Genomic DNA, 18,764 nt, shown 5'->3' with positions numbered 1-18,764 from the left:
CTTTTTGTGTGCCTTGCGCGATCCCAGCGTTGTGGCCGCAGCCAAACGCTGGGGCGACCCGGTCGAGCTGCTGGAGGCCGAGGTGCTTTGATCAGGAGGCTGCCGCGCCCAGTGGCCCGGTGCCCAGATCGTTGGCGCGTGTGGTGATGGTCGGAATCGTCGGAATGGCTGGCAAGCTGTCCGGCTTTGCAGCGGCGTCAAAACCACTGTCCTTGAAATCGTTCTTCAGGCTGCGCATGCTTGCGGTGTAGCTGGTATAGGCCAGTTCGTCGCGAATCGTCTGGGCCAACAGCTTGCGCAGCACCGAGAGGGTGCTCGGATCGAGCTTTTGGCCACATTCGTCCTGCGCGGCCCACAGCTCTTCGCTGGGGGCCAGGGCTTTTTTGGCGTCGTCGGTCTCTATGCTTTGTGTGAGGCGGGCGGCGAGACGGCGCGTGGCCGGAAAAGCGCTTTGCGATTGCGGCGTGGCGGCGGGGAGTGTGCGGCTGAGCACCAAAGACAAGCCACCGAGCAAGACTTGAACATCCGCCAGGGTGGCGTCGTCGGTCAGGCGCGGCAACAGCAGATCAGTGTGCCAGGGCGACTCGTGGAATAGCTTGTAGGAGTGCATGGACGCATCCTAGAAGTTCATGCGCCCGGTGAACGCCCGCAAAGCGCGGGAAATGCGGGGCAATTCCGCAATTTCCGCGCATACCCTAGGTCGGTTTACTGGGGCTGGAAGCCGCTGTCCTTGATGATTTTGGCCCACACCTTGGTGTAAGCCTGTTCGCGGCTGGCCAGTTGGGATGGCGACATATAACCCACGGTCAGGCCCATGGCGGTCAAGCGGTCGCGCACATCGGGCATGGCCACCACTTTGGAAACGGCCTCGGCAAACTTGTCGATGGCGGCCTTCGGTGTGCCAGCGGGTGCGAAGATGCCGTAATAAGGCACGTCTTCAAAACCGGCCAGGCCGAGTTCGGCAAAGGTCGGAACATCGGGCAACAGGGCTTGGCGAGTGCCGCCCAAAACGGCGACGACGCGGATCTTGCCAGCCTTGTGGTTTTCGATGAAGTCGGGGATGGAGCCCACACCCGCGGCGATCTGGTTGCCCAGCATGTCGCCAATCATGGGTGCGCTGCCACGGTAGGGCGCGGCTTGCAGGTCCACAGCGTACTTCTGGCCTATCAGCTTGACCAGGAACTCGGGTACCGAGGCCGGTGCGGGCACACCCACCGTGCCTTTGCCCGCCTGCGCACTTTTCACCCAGGCGACGTAGTCGTTCACCGACTTGGCGGGTGTACCGCCAGATACCGCCAAGGCGTTCACAAAGGTGGCAAACCCGGCCACGGCGACAAAGTCTTTGGCGGGGTCAAAACCCGGGTTCTTCACCACTTGCGGCAGGATGGAGATGGTGTGGTCGTGGGTGAGGAAGAAGGTGGTGCCGTCGGGGTGCGCGGTTTTCAACACCTGGGCGGCAATCTGGCCGCCAGCGCCGGCACGGTTGTCCACGATCACCGAGCTGCCGAGCTGGTCTTTCAGCTTCTCGGCCAACATGCGGGCGATGGCATCAGTGCCGCCGCCGGGTGGGAAGCCCACCAATAAACGCACGGTATTGTTCTGCGCTTGTGCAGCGCCCGCCAACATGGCGGCGCCAAGTACACCTACAGCCAAGGAACGGGCAACAACCCCCAAACTGCGACGAGAAATCTGACGCGAAAAAAGACCACCCATGAAACGCTCCCAACGGAAATGCAAAGAAAAAAACTGGTGCAATATCAATGCCAGTGCGTCAGCTTATGGGCGTTGATTTGTCTCCGCGCCGCGCACAGCGACGTGGAATGTAGCACTCGCGCACAAGCCGCGCCGATGCCGTTTCCCAGGTGGCACAAACCCCGCGCAAAACACAGCTTGCAGGTTGATAAAAACCTAGCGAGGAAGGTTAGCTGCAAGGCGCACGGAGCACAGGAACCGGAACGTACTTTTGGTACGTGAGGATTCCGAACACCGCGCAACGCCGCCGATGACCTCCGCAGTCGTTTTTCAACAGCCTGCTAGTGCTTGGGTGTTGCCTGGTGGTGCTCCAGCCGGTAGATCACCTCGCGCACGATGGCCACCATGGTCGCGCGTTCCACGTTGGGGTGGTCTTTGATGTGGATGCTGGTGGCGCCGGCGCGCACCAGGTTAGGTTCGCTGTTTTTGCCATCTTCGCGCACAAACACCAGGTCAATGCCGTACTGTGCCAGCAGCGGGCCGCAGGCGTGCCAGTCGCGTGTCCACTTGGGCAACTGGGTGGTGTTCTCCCACAGCGTGCCGGCGTTCTCGTAGCACTCTTCGATCTGGTGGTGGCCGAGCAAATGCGCCAGATGGCGCTCCTTGGCAACGCAGCTGCGGAAATACTCTTCGTCACTGATACGCATGGCGAACCTCCTGGACTACTGGTGTGCGAGTGCTGCCACCGTAGCCCGGTGGCGGTTTGTGGTCAAGCCCGGGCCTGCCCCAGGACGGCCTGCCAAGTACACTTGTTGTCCGTTCGGGGCTCGCTCCGGCGTTCACCCTTTGCCCTTTCGCTTTGCTGAGTCTGATTCCATGTCGCACGCACCCACTTTCCGCCTGGCCGGCGTCATGGGCTGGCCGATCTCCCATTCGCGCTCGCCCATCATCCATAACCACTGGATTGCCCAGTACGGTCTGAAGGGCAGCTACGCTCCGCTGCCGGTGGCGCCAGAAAACCTGGCCGACGCCGTGCGTGGCCTGCGCGCCCTGGGCTTTGCCGGTTGCAACCTGACCATTCCGCACAAGGTAGCGGCCATGGCCCTGGTCGACCAGGTGGACGCCACGGCGCGCCGCATGGGCGCGCTCAACACCATCGTGGTGCAGCCCGATGGCAGTCTGCACGGCTTCAACAACGATGGCGCGGGCTTCATCCAAAGCCTGCTTGATGAGCAGCCTGCATGGCGTGCCGAGACCGGCCCCGCCGTGGTCTTGGGCGCCGGTGGTGCCGCTCGTGCCGTGGTGGTGAGCCTGGCTGAACGTGGCGCCAAAGAGATTCGTTTGCTGAACCGCACCGCCGCCAAAGCCCAGGCGCTGGCCGATGAATTCGGCATCCCCGTGCGCGCCATTCCCTGGGAGCAGCGCGCCGATGCGCTGGCCGATGCCGCGCTGCTGGTCAACACCACCAACCAGGGCATGGTGGGCCAACCCGCGCTGGATCTGGCCCTCGATGCCCTGCCTAAACACGCGCTGGTGTGCGACGTGATCTACACGCCGCTGGAAACGCCCTTGCTGAAAGCCGCCAAGGCGCGCGGCCATGTCACCGTCAACGGCCTGGGTATGCTGCTGAACCAGGCGCGGCCGGCGTTCAACGCCTGGTTTGGTGTGATGCCGGAGATCACGCCCGCGCTGCGCGCGGCGATTGTGGCGACGTTTTGATTTATAGAAACTAAGGCGTTTACGCCCGCCATAAAAGCGGCGACAGCTATGCTCTTCATAGCGGTCGCCGCTTTTCTTTTAATGGTCGTGGTGCAGGTAACTGGCCTGCCGTGGCAAGCGCAGGCTGACGAAGAAGGCGATGACCATCATCACCGTCACGTACCAGTAAAACGCTGATTCGTGGCCTAGGGTTTTCAGTCCCAGCGCCACGTATTCGGCCGAGCCACCGAAGATCGCGTTCGCCACCGCGTAGGCCAGGCCCACACCCAAGGCGCGCACTTCGGGTGGAAACATTTCGGCCTTCACGATGCCGCTGATCGAGGTGTAGAAGCTCACGATGAACAGCGCCACGATGATCAGCCCAAACGCCATCAGCGGACTGGTCACGTGTTGCAGCGCCGTCATGATGGGCACGGTGCACAGGGCACCCAGTCCGCCAAACAGCAGCATGTTGTTGCGCCGGCCAATGCGGTCGGACAACATGCCCAGCAGCGGCTGCATGCACATGTAGACAAACAGTGCGGCCGTCATCACGTAGCTGGTGGTTTTGATCGGCAGGTGCACGGTGTTCACCAGGTACTTCTGCATATAGGTGGTGAAGGTGTAGAAGATCAACGAGCCGCCAGCGGTGTAGCCCAGAACGGTGAAGAAGGCCGCCTTGTGGTGGCGGAACAGGCCGGCCATGGTGCCGGCTTCCTTGTTGTTGCGCGCTTCGGCGGTTTGGGTTTCGTGCAGCGTGCGGCGCAGCATCAAGGCCACGACGGCGGCAATCGCGCCGATGACAAACGGGATGCGCCAGCCCCAGGCGCGCAAGTCGTCTTCGGTCAGCAGCTGCTCCAGAATGACGATGACCAGCACCGCCAGCAGTTGCCCGCCGATCAGCGTGACGTATTGGAACGACGAATAAAAGCCGCGCTGCCCGCGCAGCGCGACCTCGCTCATATAGGTGGCCGTGGTGCCGTATTCACCGCCCACCGACAGACCCTGGAACAAGCGGCACACCAGCAGCAGGAAAGGCGCCCAGGCGCCAATCTGCGCGTAGGTCGGCAGGCAGGCGATGACCAGCGAGCCTGCGCACATCATCACCACCGAGATCAGCAAAGACGTTTTGCGGCCCAGCCGGTCGGCGATGCGGCCAAACAGCCAGCCGCCTATGGGGCGCATCAAAAAGCCGGCGGCAAACACCCCGGCGGTGTTGAGCAGCTGCGCCGTGGGGTCGGACTTGGGAAAAAATGCGGGCGCGAAGTACAGCGCGGAGAACGCGTAGACATAGAAGTCGAACCACTCGACCAGGTTGCCCGACGAGGCCGCCATGATGGCGAACACGCGGTGGCGCTTTTCGGCGCTGGTGTATTGGGTGGGTGCGTTGCCTGGTGGCGCGGTGGCGGCGGTATCGGTAGACATGAGGGAATCCTTGCTGTTATAGGTATAGACCCTTACTCTAGCCAAGAACGCCCGCCGACACGATGACTAGGTCTTTCCGAGCAAGGCGCCCAATTGCCGCAGTGCGTCGTCCACTTGTTTGGAGTACGGGTCGCCACAGCAGATGCGCACAAAGTGGTCGTAGCGGTTGGAGTTGGAAAACAGCGAGCCCGGTGCCACCCGAATGCCCAGCTTCAGCGCGGCCTCAAACACCGGCTGCACGGGGCGCTGGTCGGGCAACTCGGCCCACAGCATCATGCTGCCCTGTGGCAGATTCAGCCGGGTGCCGGCGGGGAAGTAGGTGGCAATCGCCTCGGCGGTTTGTTCGCGCTGGTTCTTCAGCATCTGGCGCAGGCGCAGCATGTGCCGGTCGTAGGCGCTGGAGTTGATGTAGTCGGCCACGGTCACCTGCGCCAGTGTGTCGTTGTAGCGGCTCTGCGCGTACTTGATCATCTGCGTGCGCGCCTGCCAGCGCCCGCCCACCATCCAACCCAGGCGCATGCCGGGGGCCAGCGTTTTGCGCAACGTGGCGCAGTAGATGACGTTGCCCGTGGTGTCCCACGACTTGATGGCGCGCAGCGGTGTGTCGCCATCGGTCAGCGGGCCGTAGGTGTCGTCTTCAATCAAGGGCACACCACTGCGTTCACACAGGGCCAGCAGGCGCTGTTTGTCCACGTCGCTCATGGTGCAGCCCAAGGGGTTGTGCAGATTCGGAATGGCGACCACCGCCTTGATGGACGGGTGGTTTTGCAGCGCCATCTCCAGCGCTTCAATCGACAAGCCGTGGCGCGGGCTGGTCGGGATTTCCAGTGCGCGCAGCCCCAGGCTTTCCAGAATCTGCAGCAGGCCGTAGAAGGTGGGCGACTCGACGGCGATGGTGTCGCCGGGCTGTGCCACCGCACGCAGGGCGATGTTCAGCGCCTCGGTGCAGCCGTAGGTCACCAGCACTTCATCGGGTGTGATGTGGATGCCGCTGGCCAGCGCGCGTCGTGCCAGGGCGCTGCACAACGCCGGGTCGCCCTGGCCGCGCGCCGGGGCGGTGAGCATTGTGGGACGCAGGCGCAGCGCGCGCGTGGCGGCGTTCTTCAGGGCCTCGGTGGGGTAGGCCTCGGGCGCGGCATAGGCACCCGCCAGATTGGTCTTGAAGTTGAACTGCTCACACTGCGCCACATAGGCCGACACCTTGTGGTGAATGCCCACGAACTGTGCCGTATCCAGCTTCAGATCCACCTCGGGCTCGCGCATAGGCACCAGCGTGGCACGGCGCGGTTGGCGCACAAAGTAGCCCGAGCGTGGCTTAGAGGCCAGCAAACCCTCGTCTTCCAGCCGGTGGCAAATCTGTACCGCCGTGGACAGGCTGACCTTGTGCAACTGTGTGAGCCGGCGCACCGAGGGCATACGCTCACCCGGCGCCATCACACCCGACTCTATGGCTTGGCGGTAGTGGCCGGCCAGGCGCTGGTAGAGCGGGGACGTGGGGGCTGCAGCGGGCCGTGAAGTTGGTGGCGTGGCTTGGGTGGCGGAGGCGGGAAACGGGTTCATGGCGTGATCATCCTGGCGCGTGCGTCTGGGGCACAGGTACAGATGGGGCAAAAGTGAACCGTAACAGAAGCGCGTTCGCGCGTCTGTAGCGATACAGAAAGCCCCGGCGTGTGCCTTTTGGGAACAGAGCGCAAAACTTAGGCTAAGGCTACTTCTTTGTTTGCTTTTCGAGGATCGCCATGCCGCCACTTCCCCAGCGCCAACTAACTGAATTCACCGATGCCGAGTGCACGCCAGGCCCCGCCACGCAAGCGACGGGCTCCGTGCCCGAGTTGCTGCGTGTGCGGCAGCGGCAATCGCAAATGCTGTATTGGCCTGCGGGCACGCAACTGCTGGTGTTGCGTGGTAGCGTGCGGCTCACCGAGACCCCGCAGTGGCATGGCGAAACCTTGCTGCGCACCCATGTTGAGGTGCATGCCCATAGCGGCCACACCGTGGACCGCGAAGGCTGGGTTTTGCTGCTAGCCTTGGCCGATGCCGTGGTGCGCGTGCAGTGCCCCGCATCGGCTGTGGCCCTTTCGCCCTTTGCGGGCTTGAGCCCGCGCAGCTTTTGGCAGCAACTGCGAGGTTGGCGCGGTTGGCTTGGGTTGAAGCTTGTACGTTGATCGCGATTTGATCGTTGTTTTATTAACTCTGTGATTGAAAAGACCTGGAGAAGATTTGTTATGACTGCCAGCAGAACAGAACGCTTGCAACAACTCGCCCAAGCAGAGGGGCTGGATATTTCGGCCGAACTACGCCTGGGAGGGCGATACACGCCCGTGGTGCAACACGCTGGCATTTCTTACCTGAGCGGCCAGGTGCCGCGCGTGGGCCTAGATGTGGTGGTGCAAGGCAGCGCCGGCCGTGAAGTAACGTTGGCCGATGCCCAACGCGCGGCCCGTATCGGCGCCTTGCGCAGCCTCATCATCCTGCACCAGCAACCGGGCGGGCTGGAGCATGTGCAGCAAGTGTTACGGGTGAGCGTTTTTGTGCAAAGTGCACCGGACTTCAGCCAACAAAGTGAAGTGGCCGATGCCGCCTCCGACTTGCTGGTGGAGGTGTTGGGGCCTGCCGGCGTGCACAGCCGCACCTCGGTGGGCGTGGCGCAGTTGCCCAAGAATGCCACGGTTGAAGTGGAGCTGACGGTGGCGGTGGAGGGGGTAAAAGCCAAGTAAGCATTTTTTCTAAATGGGGCCGACGGTATGTGGTCAGTCAAAATATGTTGCAGTGCAAAACAACTTTGAGATACTGACAACTTGGCCCTGCATCCCGTGGGGTGGAGAAGGAAGATATGGTGACGCGTTCCGCACGTTCGACTTCTACCCCTCGGGCTCGCCCCGGCAAAGCCTCGGCTGAAAGAGCCGCGCCAGAGCCGCCAGCGGTGGGCAAGAAAACCACCCGAACACGGGCCACCGCAAAGCGCCGTATCGCCATCGCCTGCCAGGGTGGCGGTAGTCAAACGGCTTTTACAGCGGGTGTGCTCAAGGGTTTGTTTGAAGCGGGCGTGCAGGACGAGTTCGATATCGTCAGCTTGTCAGGCACATCTGGCGGCGCTATCTGTGCCACGCTGGCCTGGTATTCGCTCATCAAAGGTGACGCCAAACCCTGGGAGCGTCTATATGCGTTCTGGCAGGACAACATGGCCAGTACACCCGCCGAGCGTGCGCTGAACCAAGTGGCGCTGCAGGCGCTACGCATGACCGGTGCGGGATGGTTGCCCACCTTCAATACCAGCCCATCGTCGCCGCTCATGGTGTCGGCCATGGACTCGATTGCACGCGGCATGCGCCCGCACTACACCGACTTTCGTGGGCTGCTGGAAAAGCACATCGACTTTGCCGAACTGACCAAGCGCGGCCCACGCGAGGATGGGCCGGTGTTGCTGATGGGTGCCGTCGACACACTATCGGGACGGTTGGCCAAGTTCAGCAGTCGGCTGGAGGCGATTCGCGTAGAACACATACTGTCGTCGTGCGCGGTGCCAAGCCTGTTTGCAGCGGTGGAATTTGATGGCGGCGCCTATTGGGACGGCCTGTTCTCAGACAACCCGCCCGTCAACGAACTGGCGCAAACGCGTTTTGTGGGGGCCGACCACATTGCACAGGAGATCTGGGTCATCAAGATCAACCCCACGCAATCGGCCCACGTGCCCGTCACGCCAGACCAGATTGGTGACCGCCGCAACGAACTAATTGGCAACGTGTCGCTGTTCCAGCAGCTCGATGCCTTGGCCGTGATGAACGAGCTGTATTTGCAAGGCGCCTTCACGCCGCAATTTGCCAAACGTTTTGATCTGGATGGCCCGATCCGTGTGCCGCGCTGCTTCAGGGATGACGAGGTGAGGCCCTATCACATCCCGTTTATCGAAATGTCTTCGGAGCTTGCGGGAACGCTGGACTACGAAAGCAAGCTCGACCGCAGCCAGGAGCACATCGAAGCGCTCATGGCCGATGGCGAGAGCCAGGCCCAGGTGTTTTTGGAGCAGCGTGCAGCGCTGACCTAAGATCGTAAAAACGCTTTAAGACAAGACCGCCGGCGTGGGAATGGTGCGGCTGACGGCCAGTTCTGAATTTCGGTAACGCGGATCCAGGCTCACATCGGCCCCCAGCCACGCCAACGGTGGCACGGGGTGAGCCTCAGATGGCAGTTCAACTTCTGCCACAACCAGGCCCGCCAGTTCCTGCTCAAACACATCGACCTCGAAGGTGAGGTCGCCTAGGGGGACGTAGTAGCGCAGCTTTTCGATTCGCCCCAGACAGGCGAAGTCGGCCAACAGGGCTTGCGCATCTGCCAGCGGCACCTCGTATTCAAACTCCGCCCTTGAGAGGCCTTTGGTTTTACCCTTCAGTGTCAAAAAGCCTTGGGTCCCAGCCACGCGCACGCGCACCACCATGCCGTTGTCCGCCAGGTAGCCCTGGGCCATTTTGGTTCCACTCAAGCCCGCCAACACACTGGTGTCGCGGACGAGGAACTTGCGCTCAATTTCTACTGCCATGCTGAATCCTAAGAGCCCGTTCTGAGAGGTATTGTGGGCATGTTAGCAAGCGTGCTTTTTGCTTTGCGGGTGCCAACGGCAAGCGCGTTCCCGGCATTCGTCAAACAAGAGGGGCCGCGCTGCGCACGTGTGAGAGGTACGGGTTAACCTCGCTTCCATATTTCTCTCCCCACCATGTCACTGACCAACTTCCCCGCCTGGGCCTGGATTCCCCTCGTGGTCTGGGCCGCTTTTGCCCAAACCATACGCAATGCCGCGCAGCGCAGCCTCACGGCGGCCACCGGCACGCTGGCCGCGACACTCGCGCGATTTCTCTACGGCCTGCCGTTTGCGCTGCTGTTTCTATTCGGTCTTGTGGCCCTGGGCGGTGCACCCACGGGCCTGCCGCCGGTCACACCCAGCTACTTCGCGTGGTTGAGCCTGGGCGCTGTCGCGCAGTTGTGCGCCACAGCGCTGCTACTGATGGCCATGAAAGAGCGCAACTTCATCGTCGCGGTGATCTTCTCCAAAACCGAAGTGCTGCAGGTGGCACTGTTTGGTGCGGTGTTCTTGCACGAGCTGCCTACGCTGCTGGCCGTGTTCGCCATGTTGTTGGCCACCGCCGGTGTGTTCCTGTTGTCGCGGCCCAAGGGCGGCCAGGCTCTCGCGCCCGATGGTTTGCGCAACAAGGTGATGCTGTACGGCCTGGGCTCGGGTGCTTGTTTTGCGTTGTCGGCCGTGGGCTTTCGCGGTGCTGCGCTGCAACTGCCAAACTTCTCGCCGCTGCTGGTGGGCGTGTGGGCCGTGGTGTGGGCGCAGGCCCTGCAGTCGTTGCTGCTGGGCGGCTATCTGGCGCTGCGCCAACCCGGCGCCCTGGTGGCGGTGGCCAAGGCCTGGCGCCTGTCCTTGCTGGCCGGGATGATGGGCGCGGCCGCGTCCATAGGCTGGTTTACCGCGGGTGCGATGCGCCCCGTGGCCGACGTGCGCACCTTGGGTTTGCTGGAGGTGTTGTTCAGCTACCTGGTGTCGCGCCGCTTGTTCAAGGAAAAGTTAGGCCGCGCGGAGCGGCTGGGTCTCTTGCTCGTACTCGTCGGCCTGGTGATGGTTTGCGCGCAGTTGTAAGCTTTTAGGTTCTTAATGACCTAACACCACCGGTACTTCGGTGGCCGGTGGTGTGTTGCGGCTGCGGCCGCAGCGCACGATGCCGTCTATCATCACCATGCCAATGCCGGGAATGTCGCCTAGCTGCACACTCTCCAGCAGTGTGGCGCCGGCGGTGTGTTGGGCCCGGTCCATGAACACAAAGTCGGCGGCGCGGCCAACTTCGATCAGGCCGCAGTTCAGCTTGCGTATGCGCGCGGTGTTGCCGGTGGCAAAACAAAACACCAGTTCGGCCGGGATGTTGGCAAAACTGGAGATCAGTGCCCACATGCGCAGCATGCCCAAGGGTTGCACACCCGAGCCCGCAGGCCCGTCGGTGCCCAGGATCACGCGGTGTGGGCACTTTAGTTCCATGGCCGCGCGTGCGGCTTCAATGGCGATTTTTTCGTTGCCGTTGTGCACCAGCTCAATCGCCCGCGACGACTTTTCGCACAACTCACACACATGCTTCCAGGGCAGTGAGGTATGGCCGCCGTTGATGTGGCCAATCACGTCGGCATCGGCTTCCAGCACCACGTCCTTGTCTATCAGCCCGGAGCCGGGAATCGACGGGCCGCCGGTGTGTATGGTGCTCTGGATGCCGTATTTGCGCGCCCAGGCCACCATTTGCTGCGCCTCATAGCCGGCCTTCACCGAGCCCAGGCCGACTTCGCCCAGCAGCGTTACACCGGCATCGGCCAGTTCTTTGAAGTCTTGCTCGGTCATGCCTTTTTCGATCACCGGCGCCCCGGCAATCACCTTCACCCCGCCGGGGCGAAAGTTGTCGAAAGCACGTTGCGCGGTGATGGCCAGCGCCTTCAGGCCCACGATGTCCTTGGGCCGGCCCGGCAGGTGCACTTCACCGGCCGAGACCATGGTGGTCACGCCGCCGTTCATGGTCGAGTCTATCCAGCCGATCTGGTTTTGCCGTGGCGTCCAGTCGCCAAACACCGGGTGCACGTGGCTGTCGATCAGGCCCGGCCCGACGCAGGTCTGGCGCGCATCAATGACGGTTTTGGCGCCCTCCAGGTCACAGTCCTTCTCTTTGCCAAACGCGGTGATCAGCCCGTCCTGCACCACGATGGTGTCGGCATCCAGAATGGGTTGCTCCAGGTCGCCCGACAACAACAGGCCGATGTTCTTGATGACGACTTTGCCGGACGCACCGGCGCTTGCTGCTTCTGCCATGGGGTTTCCTTCGTGGGGTTTGTTGTAATTAATTCAGGGTGTGCGCACGGTGCGAAAAACGGTGTCGACTACAAACTGCTCCCAGTGGGTGTATTGCTCGGCGGTGTCGAGACGCTCGCCGAGAAACACTGAAAGTGTGTGCCGGTTCGACATGTAGAAGTAGCCGGTTGCGGCGATCAACAGGTATACGTCGCGCGCGGTCAACTCGGCGCGGAACTTCTTTTGCAACACACCCTGCGCGAGGATTTGCTCGATGATGCCCACGGCCGGTGAGGAGTAGTCGCGCGCCCGGCTCGACTTGGCAATGTGCCGCCCCTTGTGCAGGTTTTCGGTGTTCAGCAGCGTGACAAACTCGGGGTTGGCGCGGTAGTAGCCGAGCACAAAACCGATGACCACGCGCAGCGCTTGTTCGGGTTTCGCGACGTCCAGCGTCAACGCCAGTTCGGCCTCGTTCATCTTGCGGTACATCTCTTCAATCACCGCAATGAACAAAGCTTCTTTCGAGCCAAAGTAGTAATAAATCATGCGGTCATACGACTTGGCGGCGCGCGAGATTTTCTCTACGCTGCCGCCGTCATAACCGTATTTGGCGAACACCTTGGTGGCTGCACGCAGGATCTTTTCTTTGGTGGCTTGAGCCGATTGCTCGCGCACACCGACACGGCGTGTCGACTCGGCAAGTGGCTCTGCTGTACGAGTGGCCATGCTGTTTGCCCGTGCCTTATTTTTCGGCGAACGCGCGTTCAACCACGAAGTCACCCGGCGTGGAGGTGTTGCCCTCGCGGAAGCCACGCCCTTCGAGCATGTGTTTCAAGTCGCTCAGCATGCCCGGGCTGCCACACAGCATCACGCGGTCTTGTGCGGCGTCGAGGTTGGGCAGGTGCAGGTCGCTGAAGAGTTTGCCGTGGGCGATCAGGTCGGTGATGCGGCCGGTGTTGCGGAACGACTCGCGCGTCACCGTGGGGTAATACAGCAGCTTTTCTTTCACCACGTCGCCCAGGAACTCGTGGCGTGGCAATTGATTGACCAGCAGCTCATGGTAGGCCAGTTCATGAGCCTGGCGCACGCCGTGCACCAAAATCACTTGATCAAATTTGTCGTACGTTTCTGGGTCGTGCACGATGCTCATGAACGGTGCAAGGCCGGTGCCGGTGGCGAGCAGGTACAGGCGTTTTCCGGGCAACAGGTAGTCGGTCAACAAGGTGCCGGTGGGCTTGCGGCCGACGATGAGTGTGTCGCCGGGTTGGATGTGCTGCAGGCGTGAAGTCAGCGGCCCGTCTTCCACCTTGATGCTCAAAAACTCCAGGTGGTTTTCGTAGTTGGGGCTGACGATGCTGTAGGCGCGCAGCAGCGGTTTGTCGTTCACGCGCAGGCCAATCATGGTGAAGTGGCCGTTGGAGAAACGCAGCGAGGCATCGCGTGTGGTGGTGAAGCTGAAAAGGCGGTCGGTCCAATGGTGAACGGTGAGAACTTTCTCTTCGTTGAATGCGCTCATGGTGTGATGTGAGAGTTTAAAAAATGGGTTGTCGCATGCCGTCTGAAATGGTGCATTGCGGCAATTTGTGTGTTCATCTTGGGGCCAGGTTCTGCGCTGAAATGGGGCGAAAAAATTCTGCTGAAAATCCTGTTGTCTTCAACGCCTTAATCCGCTAGATTCGCCACTCATGTAGCAAACACAACATGAAATTGGAGTGAATGCTACATAAAAATAATTTGAACCACAAGCCATGTTTGCGGGTTGCGAGATGTAGGCGCCACGATGACCGAACACACGAAAACAGACGGGTTGCCCAGCCTAGATGTGACGACCTCCACCGAGTCGTCCGCACAGTTCCTGGAGCGTGCACGCCCGCGCAACGAGCGCATGCATACCGAGAAGGTGGAGTGCAACGCATGTCCGGTGCTGTGCCAGATTTCGCTTGGCCGAGCCGGTGCCTGCGACCGTTACGCCAACCAGGAAGGTGTGTTGGTGCGGGTTGATCCGGTGGTGTTGTTGCGCCGCAGCCTGGCGCAGGCAGAGAGCGCGGTTGTGCCTTTTGTTCCGGCCAACGAACCCGCCAGCGAGGTGGCTGACGCCAACTGGAGCGGCGACCTGTTGCTGGCCGATGAAGTGTTCGTCACCGGTGTGGGTTCGTCCACCACCTACCCCGACTACAAGCCCGCACCCTTCATCGTTGGCTCCACCGCCAAAGGCGTGGACATGGTGACGGTGGTGACCGAAGGCATCTTCAGCTATTGCAGCTTCAAGGTGAAGATAGACACCGACCGTTTCCTCGGCACCGAGCAGGCGAATGTGCGCTGCAAGGGCGAGGTGGTGGGCCACGTCACCACGGCGGAATACGGCTCGCAGATGTTGTCGCTGGGCGGGGTGCACCACCTCACCGGTGGCAGCAAGAAGGAAGGGCGCATCACCGCCGAAATGATGGCCGCACTGGGCAACAAACAAGCGGTGGAGCTGGCCATCGATGGTGGTTCGCAACTGCTGATCCAGGCCGGGCGTGCACCCATAGTCAACGGCGTCGAAGAGCAGCGCATGCGCGTAGGCTGCGGCTCGGCCGCCGTGGGCATTTTTGCCAAGCAATTTTTTGGTTTGGTCGACGAGGTGGTGGTGGTGGACGACCACATCACCGGTGTGTTGACCGAGCACCAGGCCGGGCGCTGCCTGGACATGCCGCGTTCCGGCATCCGTATGCGCGGGCGCAAGTCCACGCCGGGGCGCTACTTCCAGGTGGCGAATCCGGGCAATGGTTGGGGCGGCACCGACATCGCCGATCCGCTGTCCATCATCGAGGCTTGGGATGCGGAGGTGGCGCGCCCCGGCAACACCTTGCTGATGACCTCGACCACCGGCGAACACGCGAGTTGGTATGTCTTGAACGACGCACTGCAACCAGTGGAGCAGCAGATGCCGGCCGAAGTGCGCCGCATCGTCGAGCGTATTGGCGAGAACTGCGAACCCTCGCTTTCCACCGTGCTGTTTCTCGGCGGAGCCGGCGGCAGCTTGCGCGCGGGCGTAACCGACAACCCGGTGCTGCTGACCCGCGCCATCAAACGTGCGCTGGTGAATGTGACCTGTGGCGGCGCACCGGCCTATGTCTGGCCAGGCGGCGGCATCACGGTGATGGCCGATGTTTCGCGCATGCCCGACAACAGCTTTGGCACCGTGCCCACACCGGCCATCGTGGCGCCGATTGAATTCAGCATGCGGCTCGAAGACTACCGCGTGCTCGGTGGCCACATGGACTATGTGCGCAGCCTGCAAGAGGTGCTGCGCACGGGCGCCTGGCAAGCCGATGGCGCACCCACGGCGCGCAGTTGGTTGGGCAGTGCCGGTGGCAACCCGTGGCCGTTGGGGCGTGAGCCCCTGCTCGGTTAATGGCCTGAGTCGATGCACTGAGCAGAGTACTTCTTGATGACCGCGCAACGAACCCAACTCCCCGATGGCCGCTGGCATTTTCAGCACGGTCCGATCGACATCGTCATAGGCGCGAATGCGGCGGTGGGGTATGAAAACCTGCTAACCGCGGCTCATGCCCGCGCCTGGACCCGGTTTCAAAGCATCCTGACCGAGCTGGTGGCCGAGTTGCCGCTGCTGCGCCAAGCAGTGGCCGAGGTTTGCCCCTTGCAAGGTGTGGTGGCGCAGCGCATGTGGCAAGCCTGTGCGCCTTTTGCGGCCCACTTCATCACGCCCATGGCGGCTGTGGCGGGCGCGGTGGCGCAAGAGCTGCTGCCGTTCTACCAGGTGGCTGGTATGCAGCGTGCCTGGATCAACAACGGCGGCGACATTGCGCTGCATTTGGCGCCCGGCCAATCGGTGCAGGTGGGTTTGTTTGCCGACCTCGGGCGTTTGGTTTCGGAGCAGCCTTTGCAGCTCGACGGCCGCTTCCAGGTACATGCCGACATGCGTGTGCGCGGCATTGCCACCAGTGGCTGGCGTGGGCGCAGTTTGTCCATGGGTATTGCCGACAGCGTGACGGTGCTGGCACGCAGCGCCGCCCAGGCCGATGCGGCGGCCACCATCATCGCGAACGCAGTGAACATAGAAAACGCTGCAATTGAACGCCTGCCCGCTAACCAAGTGCGCGATGATTCGGATTTGGGCGAGCGCTTGGTGACCGTACACGTGCCGCCGTTGCCGGTCGAGCAAGTGCATGCTGCACTGCAGCATGGTTTGCGGCGGGCTGAGGCCTTATGGCATGCGGGGCACATTGAAGCCGCCGTGTTGGTGTGCCAAGGGAAGTGTGTCACCACGGAACTTCCTGCGCGTGTGCCAACACCGCCTCGGCTTGCGCGACAATTCGGCGCGTTGGCAATGAGTCGGTGAGCTGGTTTAGGTTTTGCTTAAGAAACATATCGAGATCGAGGCTAAACAGAATGATTGAAATTCGGCGCGTTGTGACCCAGGTGGAAGAGATCCACCACGAGTTCGGCCCCCTGGCCGGCACCCCCACCCTGCGTGGCGCGGTGTCCGCCGTGCTGAAGAATCCGTTTGCCGGCCGTTACGAACCCAACATCCTGCCCATGATGGATGCGCTGCAACCCGTGGGCATAGACATGGCGCGCACGCTGCTGGCGGCCATGAAGGTTGGCACCGAGCGTATTGAAAGCTATGGCAAAGGCGCCATCATCGGTGCCGCTGGTGAGCTGGAGCACGGCGCGCTGTGGCATGTGCCCGGCGGTTACGCCATGCGTGAGCTGCTGGGCTGGAAGGGCGACCGCAACGCCTATGCCAAAGGGCAGGGCGAGGTCAAAACCGGCCAGCCCGGAAACGCTTTGTCGATTGTGCCCTCGACCAAAAAAGTGGGTGCCCCCGGCACGGCGCTTGACGTGCCGCTGACCCATATCAACGCCAGCTATGTGCGTGGCCATTTCGACGCCATGGAAGTGCGTGTGCCCGGCGCGCCGGCGGCCGATGAAATTGTCTTCATTCTGGTGATGGGGGCCGGCGCCCGCGTGCATGCGCGGGTGGGCGGCTTGGCCGCAGCCGACATCAAACAATGGGACGGCCTGCGCTAAGCCTTTATTCCATTTCCAGATCAATCGTGCACTTTGTCGACTTCGCTTGCCTTACGCCTGTAATGTCTGCGCTTCGTCTTCGCGTTCACGCTTGATCTGGAAACGGAATCGCCAATACAAAACGATCAACAGGAAACACAACATGCCAGCCAAGATTCGCAAACTGATTGTGCAAGTGGATGAGACCCGCCTCGTGATGGGCCAACCCGTCATACCGCCCGTGCGCAAAGCGCTGGCCATGGCCGTGATCGACAACCCCTACGCCGGGCGTTATGCCGAAAACCTCGACGAGTTGATCGCCATCGGTGAAGAGCTTGGTGGCCTGCTGGGGCAGCGCTGTGTGCAAGCCCTGGGCATTGCGCCCGGCCAGGCACACAGCTATGGCAAGGCGGCGATTGTCGGCGAGGCCGGTGAGCTGGAACACGCCGCCGCCATCCTGCACCCCAAGCTCGGTGCACCGTTGCGTGTGGCGGTGGAGAAGGGCGCGGCCCTGGTGCCCTCGAGCAAAAAGATTGGCGGGCTGGGCACGGCGATTGATGTGCCGCTGGGCCACAAAGATGCGGCCTTTGTGCGCAGCCATTTTGATGCCATGGAAGCGCGCGTGAACGACGCGCCGCGCGCCAATGAGATTGTGGTGGCCGTGGTGGTCACCGACAGTGGCCGTCCGCTGCCGCGTGTAGGCGGTTTGCAGGCCCACGAAATCAAAGGCCAAGACGGCTTGCGTTAACGCCCAGTCCCCAGCCACCGACCTGCCCCTCGCCCCCATTCGTTTTTAAATCAGGAGTCCCCAAAATGTACAAGTCCGTTTTCTCCGTTGTTGGCGTCGCTGCGCTGCTGGCCGCTGCGGCCCCCGCATCTGCGCAAGGTGTCATCAAGATTGGTGAACTCAACAGCTACAAGGCGCAGCCTGCCTTCCTGGAGCCCTACAAAAAGGGCATGGAGCTGGCTGTGGACGAAATCAATGCCGCAGGCGGTGTCAACGGCAAGAAGATCGAACTCATCACGCGTGATGACAACGCCAACCCGGGCGACGCCGTGCGTGTCGCCGAAGAACTGGTGTCGCGCGAAAAGATCGACGTGCTCACCGGCACCTTCCTGTCGAACACCGGTCTGGCCGTGGCCGACTTCGCCAAGCAAAAGAAGTTCTTTTTCCTGGCCGGTGAACCACTCACCGACAAGATGACCTGGCAAGGTGGCAACCAATACACCTTCCGCCTGCGCCCCGGCACCTATATGCAGGCGTCCATGCTGGTGCCCGAGGCCGTCAAGCTGAAGAAAAAGCGCTGGGCCGTGGTCTATCCCAACTACGAATACGGCCAGTCGGCCGTGGCTGCGTTCAAGCAGTTGATGAAGGCCGCACAACCCGACGTGGAGTTTGTGGCCGAACAAGCCACGCCGCTGGGCAAGGTGGATGCGGGCAGCGTGGTGCAAGCGCTGGCCGATGCCAAGCCCGATGCCATCTTCAACGTGTTGTTTGGTGCCGACCTGTCGAAGTTCGTGCGTGAAGGCAATACACGTGGCCTGTTCCAGGGCCGTGAAGTGGTGAGTGTGTTGACGGGTGAGCCTGAATACATGGACGCACTCAAAGACGAAGCGCCCAACGGCTGGATCGTCACCGGCTACCCCTGGTACGCCATCAACACGCCCGCGCACAAGGCGTTTGAACAAGCCTACCAGGCCAAGTTCAAGGATTACCCGCGCCTGGGCTCGGTGGTCGGCTACAGCATGATCAAGTCGGCCGCGGCCGGTATTGCCAAGGCCAAGAGCACCGAAACCGACAAGCTGGTGGCTGCGTTCAAGGGCCTGCAGGTCGACACACCCTTCGGCAAGATCAGCTACCGTTCTGAGGACAACCAATCGACCATGGGTGCCTATGTGGGCCGTACCAAGAACGATGGTGGCAAGGGCATCATGGTTGACTTCCAATACCTGGATGGCGCTGATGCCAAGTACCAACCGTCTGCAGCGGATGTGAAGAAGTCGCGCAGCACGGACTAAAAGCCAACTGAAGCAGCGGCCGGCAGAGGTTTCTGCCGCGCCGGCGGGGCAGTTCCATCTGCCCCGCTGAAATCGACCATAAGAACAACCG

At 61.8% G+C, this 18,764-nt stretch carries 19 protein-coding genes; 10 read left to right on the top strand and 9 right to left on the bottom strand.

What is annotated here, in order from left to right; genetic code table 11:
• Positions 1 to 91 precede the first annotated feature (91 nt).
• From ACFQ95_RS23320 to ACFQ95_RS23310, 3 genes are all read right to left on the bottom strand, one after another.
• Positions 92 to 610, bottom strand: a complete 519-nt coding sequence (locus ACFQ95_RS23320) for a hypothetical protein (RefSeq protein ID WP_422834949.1) — start codon at positions 608 to 610, stop codon at positions 92 to 94.
• Between the two features lie 95 nt (positions 611 to 705).
• On the bottom strand, positions 706 to 1,713 hold the full coding sequence (locus ACFQ95_RS23315; RefSeq protein WP_422834947.1) for a Bug family tripartite tricarboxylate transporter substrate binding protein: 1,008 nt from the start codon (positions 1,711 to 1,713) through the stop codon (positions 706 to 708).
• Between the two features lie 320 nt (positions 1,714 to 2,033).
• Positions 2,034 to 2,399 carry an aminoacyl-tRNA synthetase gene (locus ACFQ95_RS23310; RefSeq protein WP_422834945.1) on the bottom strand — a complete coding sequence of 122 codons (366 nt, stop codon included), beginning with the start codon at positions 2,397 to 2,399 and terminating at the stop codon, positions 2,034 to 2,036.
• A 169-nt stretch (positions 2,400 to 2,568) separates the two neighbouring features.
• Here ACFQ95_RS23310 and ACFQ95_RS23305 point away from each other — a divergent pair, with 169 nt between their 5' ends.
• On the top strand, positions 2,569 to 3,411 hold the full coding sequence (locus ACFQ95_RS23305; protein ID WP_422834943.1) for a shikimate dehydrogenase: 843 nt from the start codon (positions 2,569 to 2,571) through the stop codon (positions 3,409 to 3,411).
• A gap of 78 nt (positions 3,412 to 3,489) precedes the next feature.
• Here the strand turns inward: ACFQ95_RS23305 and ACFQ95_RS23300 are convergent, their stop codons facing one another.
• Positions 3,490 to 4,815, bottom strand: coding sequence for an MFS family transporter (locus tag ACFQ95_RS23300; protein ID WP_422834942.1), 1,326 nt, complete (start codon positions 4,813 to 4,815; stop codon positions 3,490 to 3,492).
• A 66-nt stretch (positions 4,816 to 4,881) separates the two neighbouring features.
• Entirely contained in the window at positions 4,882 to 6,375 is a 1,494-nt protein-coding gene (locus ACFQ95_RS23295; RefSeq protein WP_422834940.1) for a PLP-dependent aminotransferase family protein, read from the bottom strand.
• Between the two features lie 179 nt (positions 6,376 to 6,554).
• Between ACFQ95_RS23295 and ACFQ95_RS23290 the strand changes: the two genes are divergently transcribed.
• The 3 genes from ACFQ95_RS23290 (at position 6,555) to ACFQ95_RS23280 (ending at position 8,860) form a co-directional block, all read left to right on the top strand.
• On the top strand, positions 6,555 to 6,980 hold the full coding sequence (locus ACFQ95_RS23290; RefSeq protein ID WP_422834938.1) for a hypothetical protein: 426 nt from the start codon (positions 6,555 to 6,557) through the stop codon (positions 6,978 to 6,980).
• Positions 6,981 to 7,040: 60 nt separating this feature from the next.
• Positions 7,041 to 7,532, top strand: coding sequence for a RidA family protein (locus tag ACFQ95_RS23285; RefSeq protein ID WP_422834937.1), 492 nt, complete (start codon positions 7,041 to 7,043; stop codon positions 7,530 to 7,532).
• Positions 7,533 to 7,648: 116 nt separating this feature from the next.
• Entirely contained in the window at positions 7,649 to 8,860 is a 1,212-nt protein-coding gene (locus ACFQ95_RS23280; RefSeq protein WP_422834935.1) for a patatin-like phospholipase family protein, read from the top strand.
• A gap of 15 nt (positions 8,861 to 8,875) precedes the next feature.
• On the opposite strand, the gene ACFQ95_RS23275 is transcribed toward ACFQ95_RS23280, so the two are convergent.
• Positions 8,876 to 9,352 carry a CYTH domain-containing protein gene (locus ACFQ95_RS23275; protein ID WP_422834934.1) on the bottom strand — a complete coding sequence of 159 codons (477 nt, stop codon included), beginning with the start codon at positions 9,350 to 9,352 and terminating at the stop codon, positions 8,876 to 8,878.
• Between the two features lie 174 nt (positions 9,353 to 9,526).
• On the opposite strand from ACFQ95_RS23275, the gene ACFQ95_RS23270 reads away from it, so the two are divergent.
• Positions 9,527 to 10,453, top strand: coding sequence for an EamA/RhaT family transporter (locus ACFQ95_RS23270; RefSeq protein WP_422834932.1), 927 nt, complete (start codon positions 9,527 to 9,529; stop codon positions 10,451 to 10,453).
• A gap of 12 nt (positions 10,454 to 10,465) precedes the next feature.
• On the opposite strand, the gene ACFQ95_RS23265 is transcribed toward ACFQ95_RS23270, so the two are convergent.
• From ACFQ95_RS23265 to ACFQ95_RS23255, 3 genes are read right to left on the bottom strand one after another with little or no spacing between them, the layout of a single operon-like run.
• Positions 10,466 to 11,659 carry an amidohydrolase family protein gene (locus ACFQ95_RS23265; protein ID WP_422834930.1) on the bottom strand — a complete coding sequence of 398 codons (1,194 nt, stop codon included), beginning with the start codon at positions 11,657 to 11,659 and terminating at the stop codon, positions 10,466 to 10,468.
• Between the two features lie 33 nt (positions 11,660 to 11,692).
• Complete coding sequence (locus tag ACFQ95_RS23260; protein WP_422834928.1) at positions 11,693 to 12,364, bottom strand: TetR/AcrR family transcriptional regulator; 672 nt, start codon at positions 12,362 to 12,364, stop codon at positions 11,693 to 11,695.
• Between the two features lie 16 nt (positions 12,365 to 12,380).
• Positions 12,381 to 13,154, bottom strand: coding sequence for a ferredoxin--NADP reductase (locus ACFQ95_RS23255; protein WP_422834926.1), 774 nt, complete (start codon positions 13,152 to 13,154; stop codon positions 12,381 to 12,383).
• Positions 13,155 to 13,418: 264 nt separating this feature from the next.
• Between ACFQ95_RS23255 and ACFQ95_RS23250 the strand changes: the two genes are divergently transcribed.
• The 5 genes from ACFQ95_RS23250 (at position 13,419) to ACFQ95_RS23230 (ending at position 18,673) form a co-directional block, all read left to right on the top strand.
• On the top strand, positions 13,419 to 15,035 hold the full coding sequence (locus ACFQ95_RS23250; RefSeq protein ID WP_422834924.1) for a 6-hydroxynicotinate reductase: 1,617 nt from the start codon (positions 13,419 to 13,421) through the stop codon (positions 15,033 to 15,035).
• Between the two features lie 36 nt (positions 15,036 to 15,071).
• Complete coding sequence (locus ACFQ95_RS23245) at positions 15,072 to 15,983, top strand: UPF0280 family protein (RefSeq protein WP_422834922.1); 912 nt, start codon at positions 15,072 to 15,074, stop codon at positions 15,981 to 15,983.
• Between the two features lie 50 nt (positions 15,984 to 16,033).
• Positions 16,034 to 16,675 carry an amino acid synthesis family protein gene (locus ACFQ95_RS23240; RefSeq protein ID WP_422834920.1) on the top strand — a complete coding sequence of 214 codons (642 nt, stop codon included), beginning with the start codon at positions 16,034 to 16,036 and terminating at the stop codon, positions 16,673 to 16,675.
• Between the two features lie 142 nt (positions 16,676 to 16,817).
• Positions 16,818 to 17,402 carry an amino acid synthesis family protein gene (locus ACFQ95_RS23235; RefSeq protein ID WP_422834919.1) on the top strand — a complete coding sequence of 195 codons (585 nt, stop codon included), beginning with the start codon at positions 16,818 to 16,820 and terminating at the stop codon, positions 17,400 to 17,402.
• 65 nt (positions 17,403 to 17,467) lie between these two features.
• Positions 17,468 to 18,673, top strand: coding sequence for an ABC transporter substrate-binding protein (locus ACFQ95_RS23230; RefSeq protein WP_422834918.1), 1,206 nt, complete (start codon positions 17,468 to 17,470; stop codon positions 18,671 to 18,673).
• Positions 18,674 to 18,764 lie beyond the last annotated feature (91 nt).

This window comes from Variovorax sp. HJSM1_2 (genome assembly GCF_049316285.1).
In the GTDB taxonomy this organism is placed as follows: Bacteria; Pseudomonadota; Gammaproteobacteria; order Burkholderiales; family Burkholderiaceae_C; genus Rhodoferax_B.
This window is presented reverse-complemented; position numbering and strand designations above follow the sequence as displayed.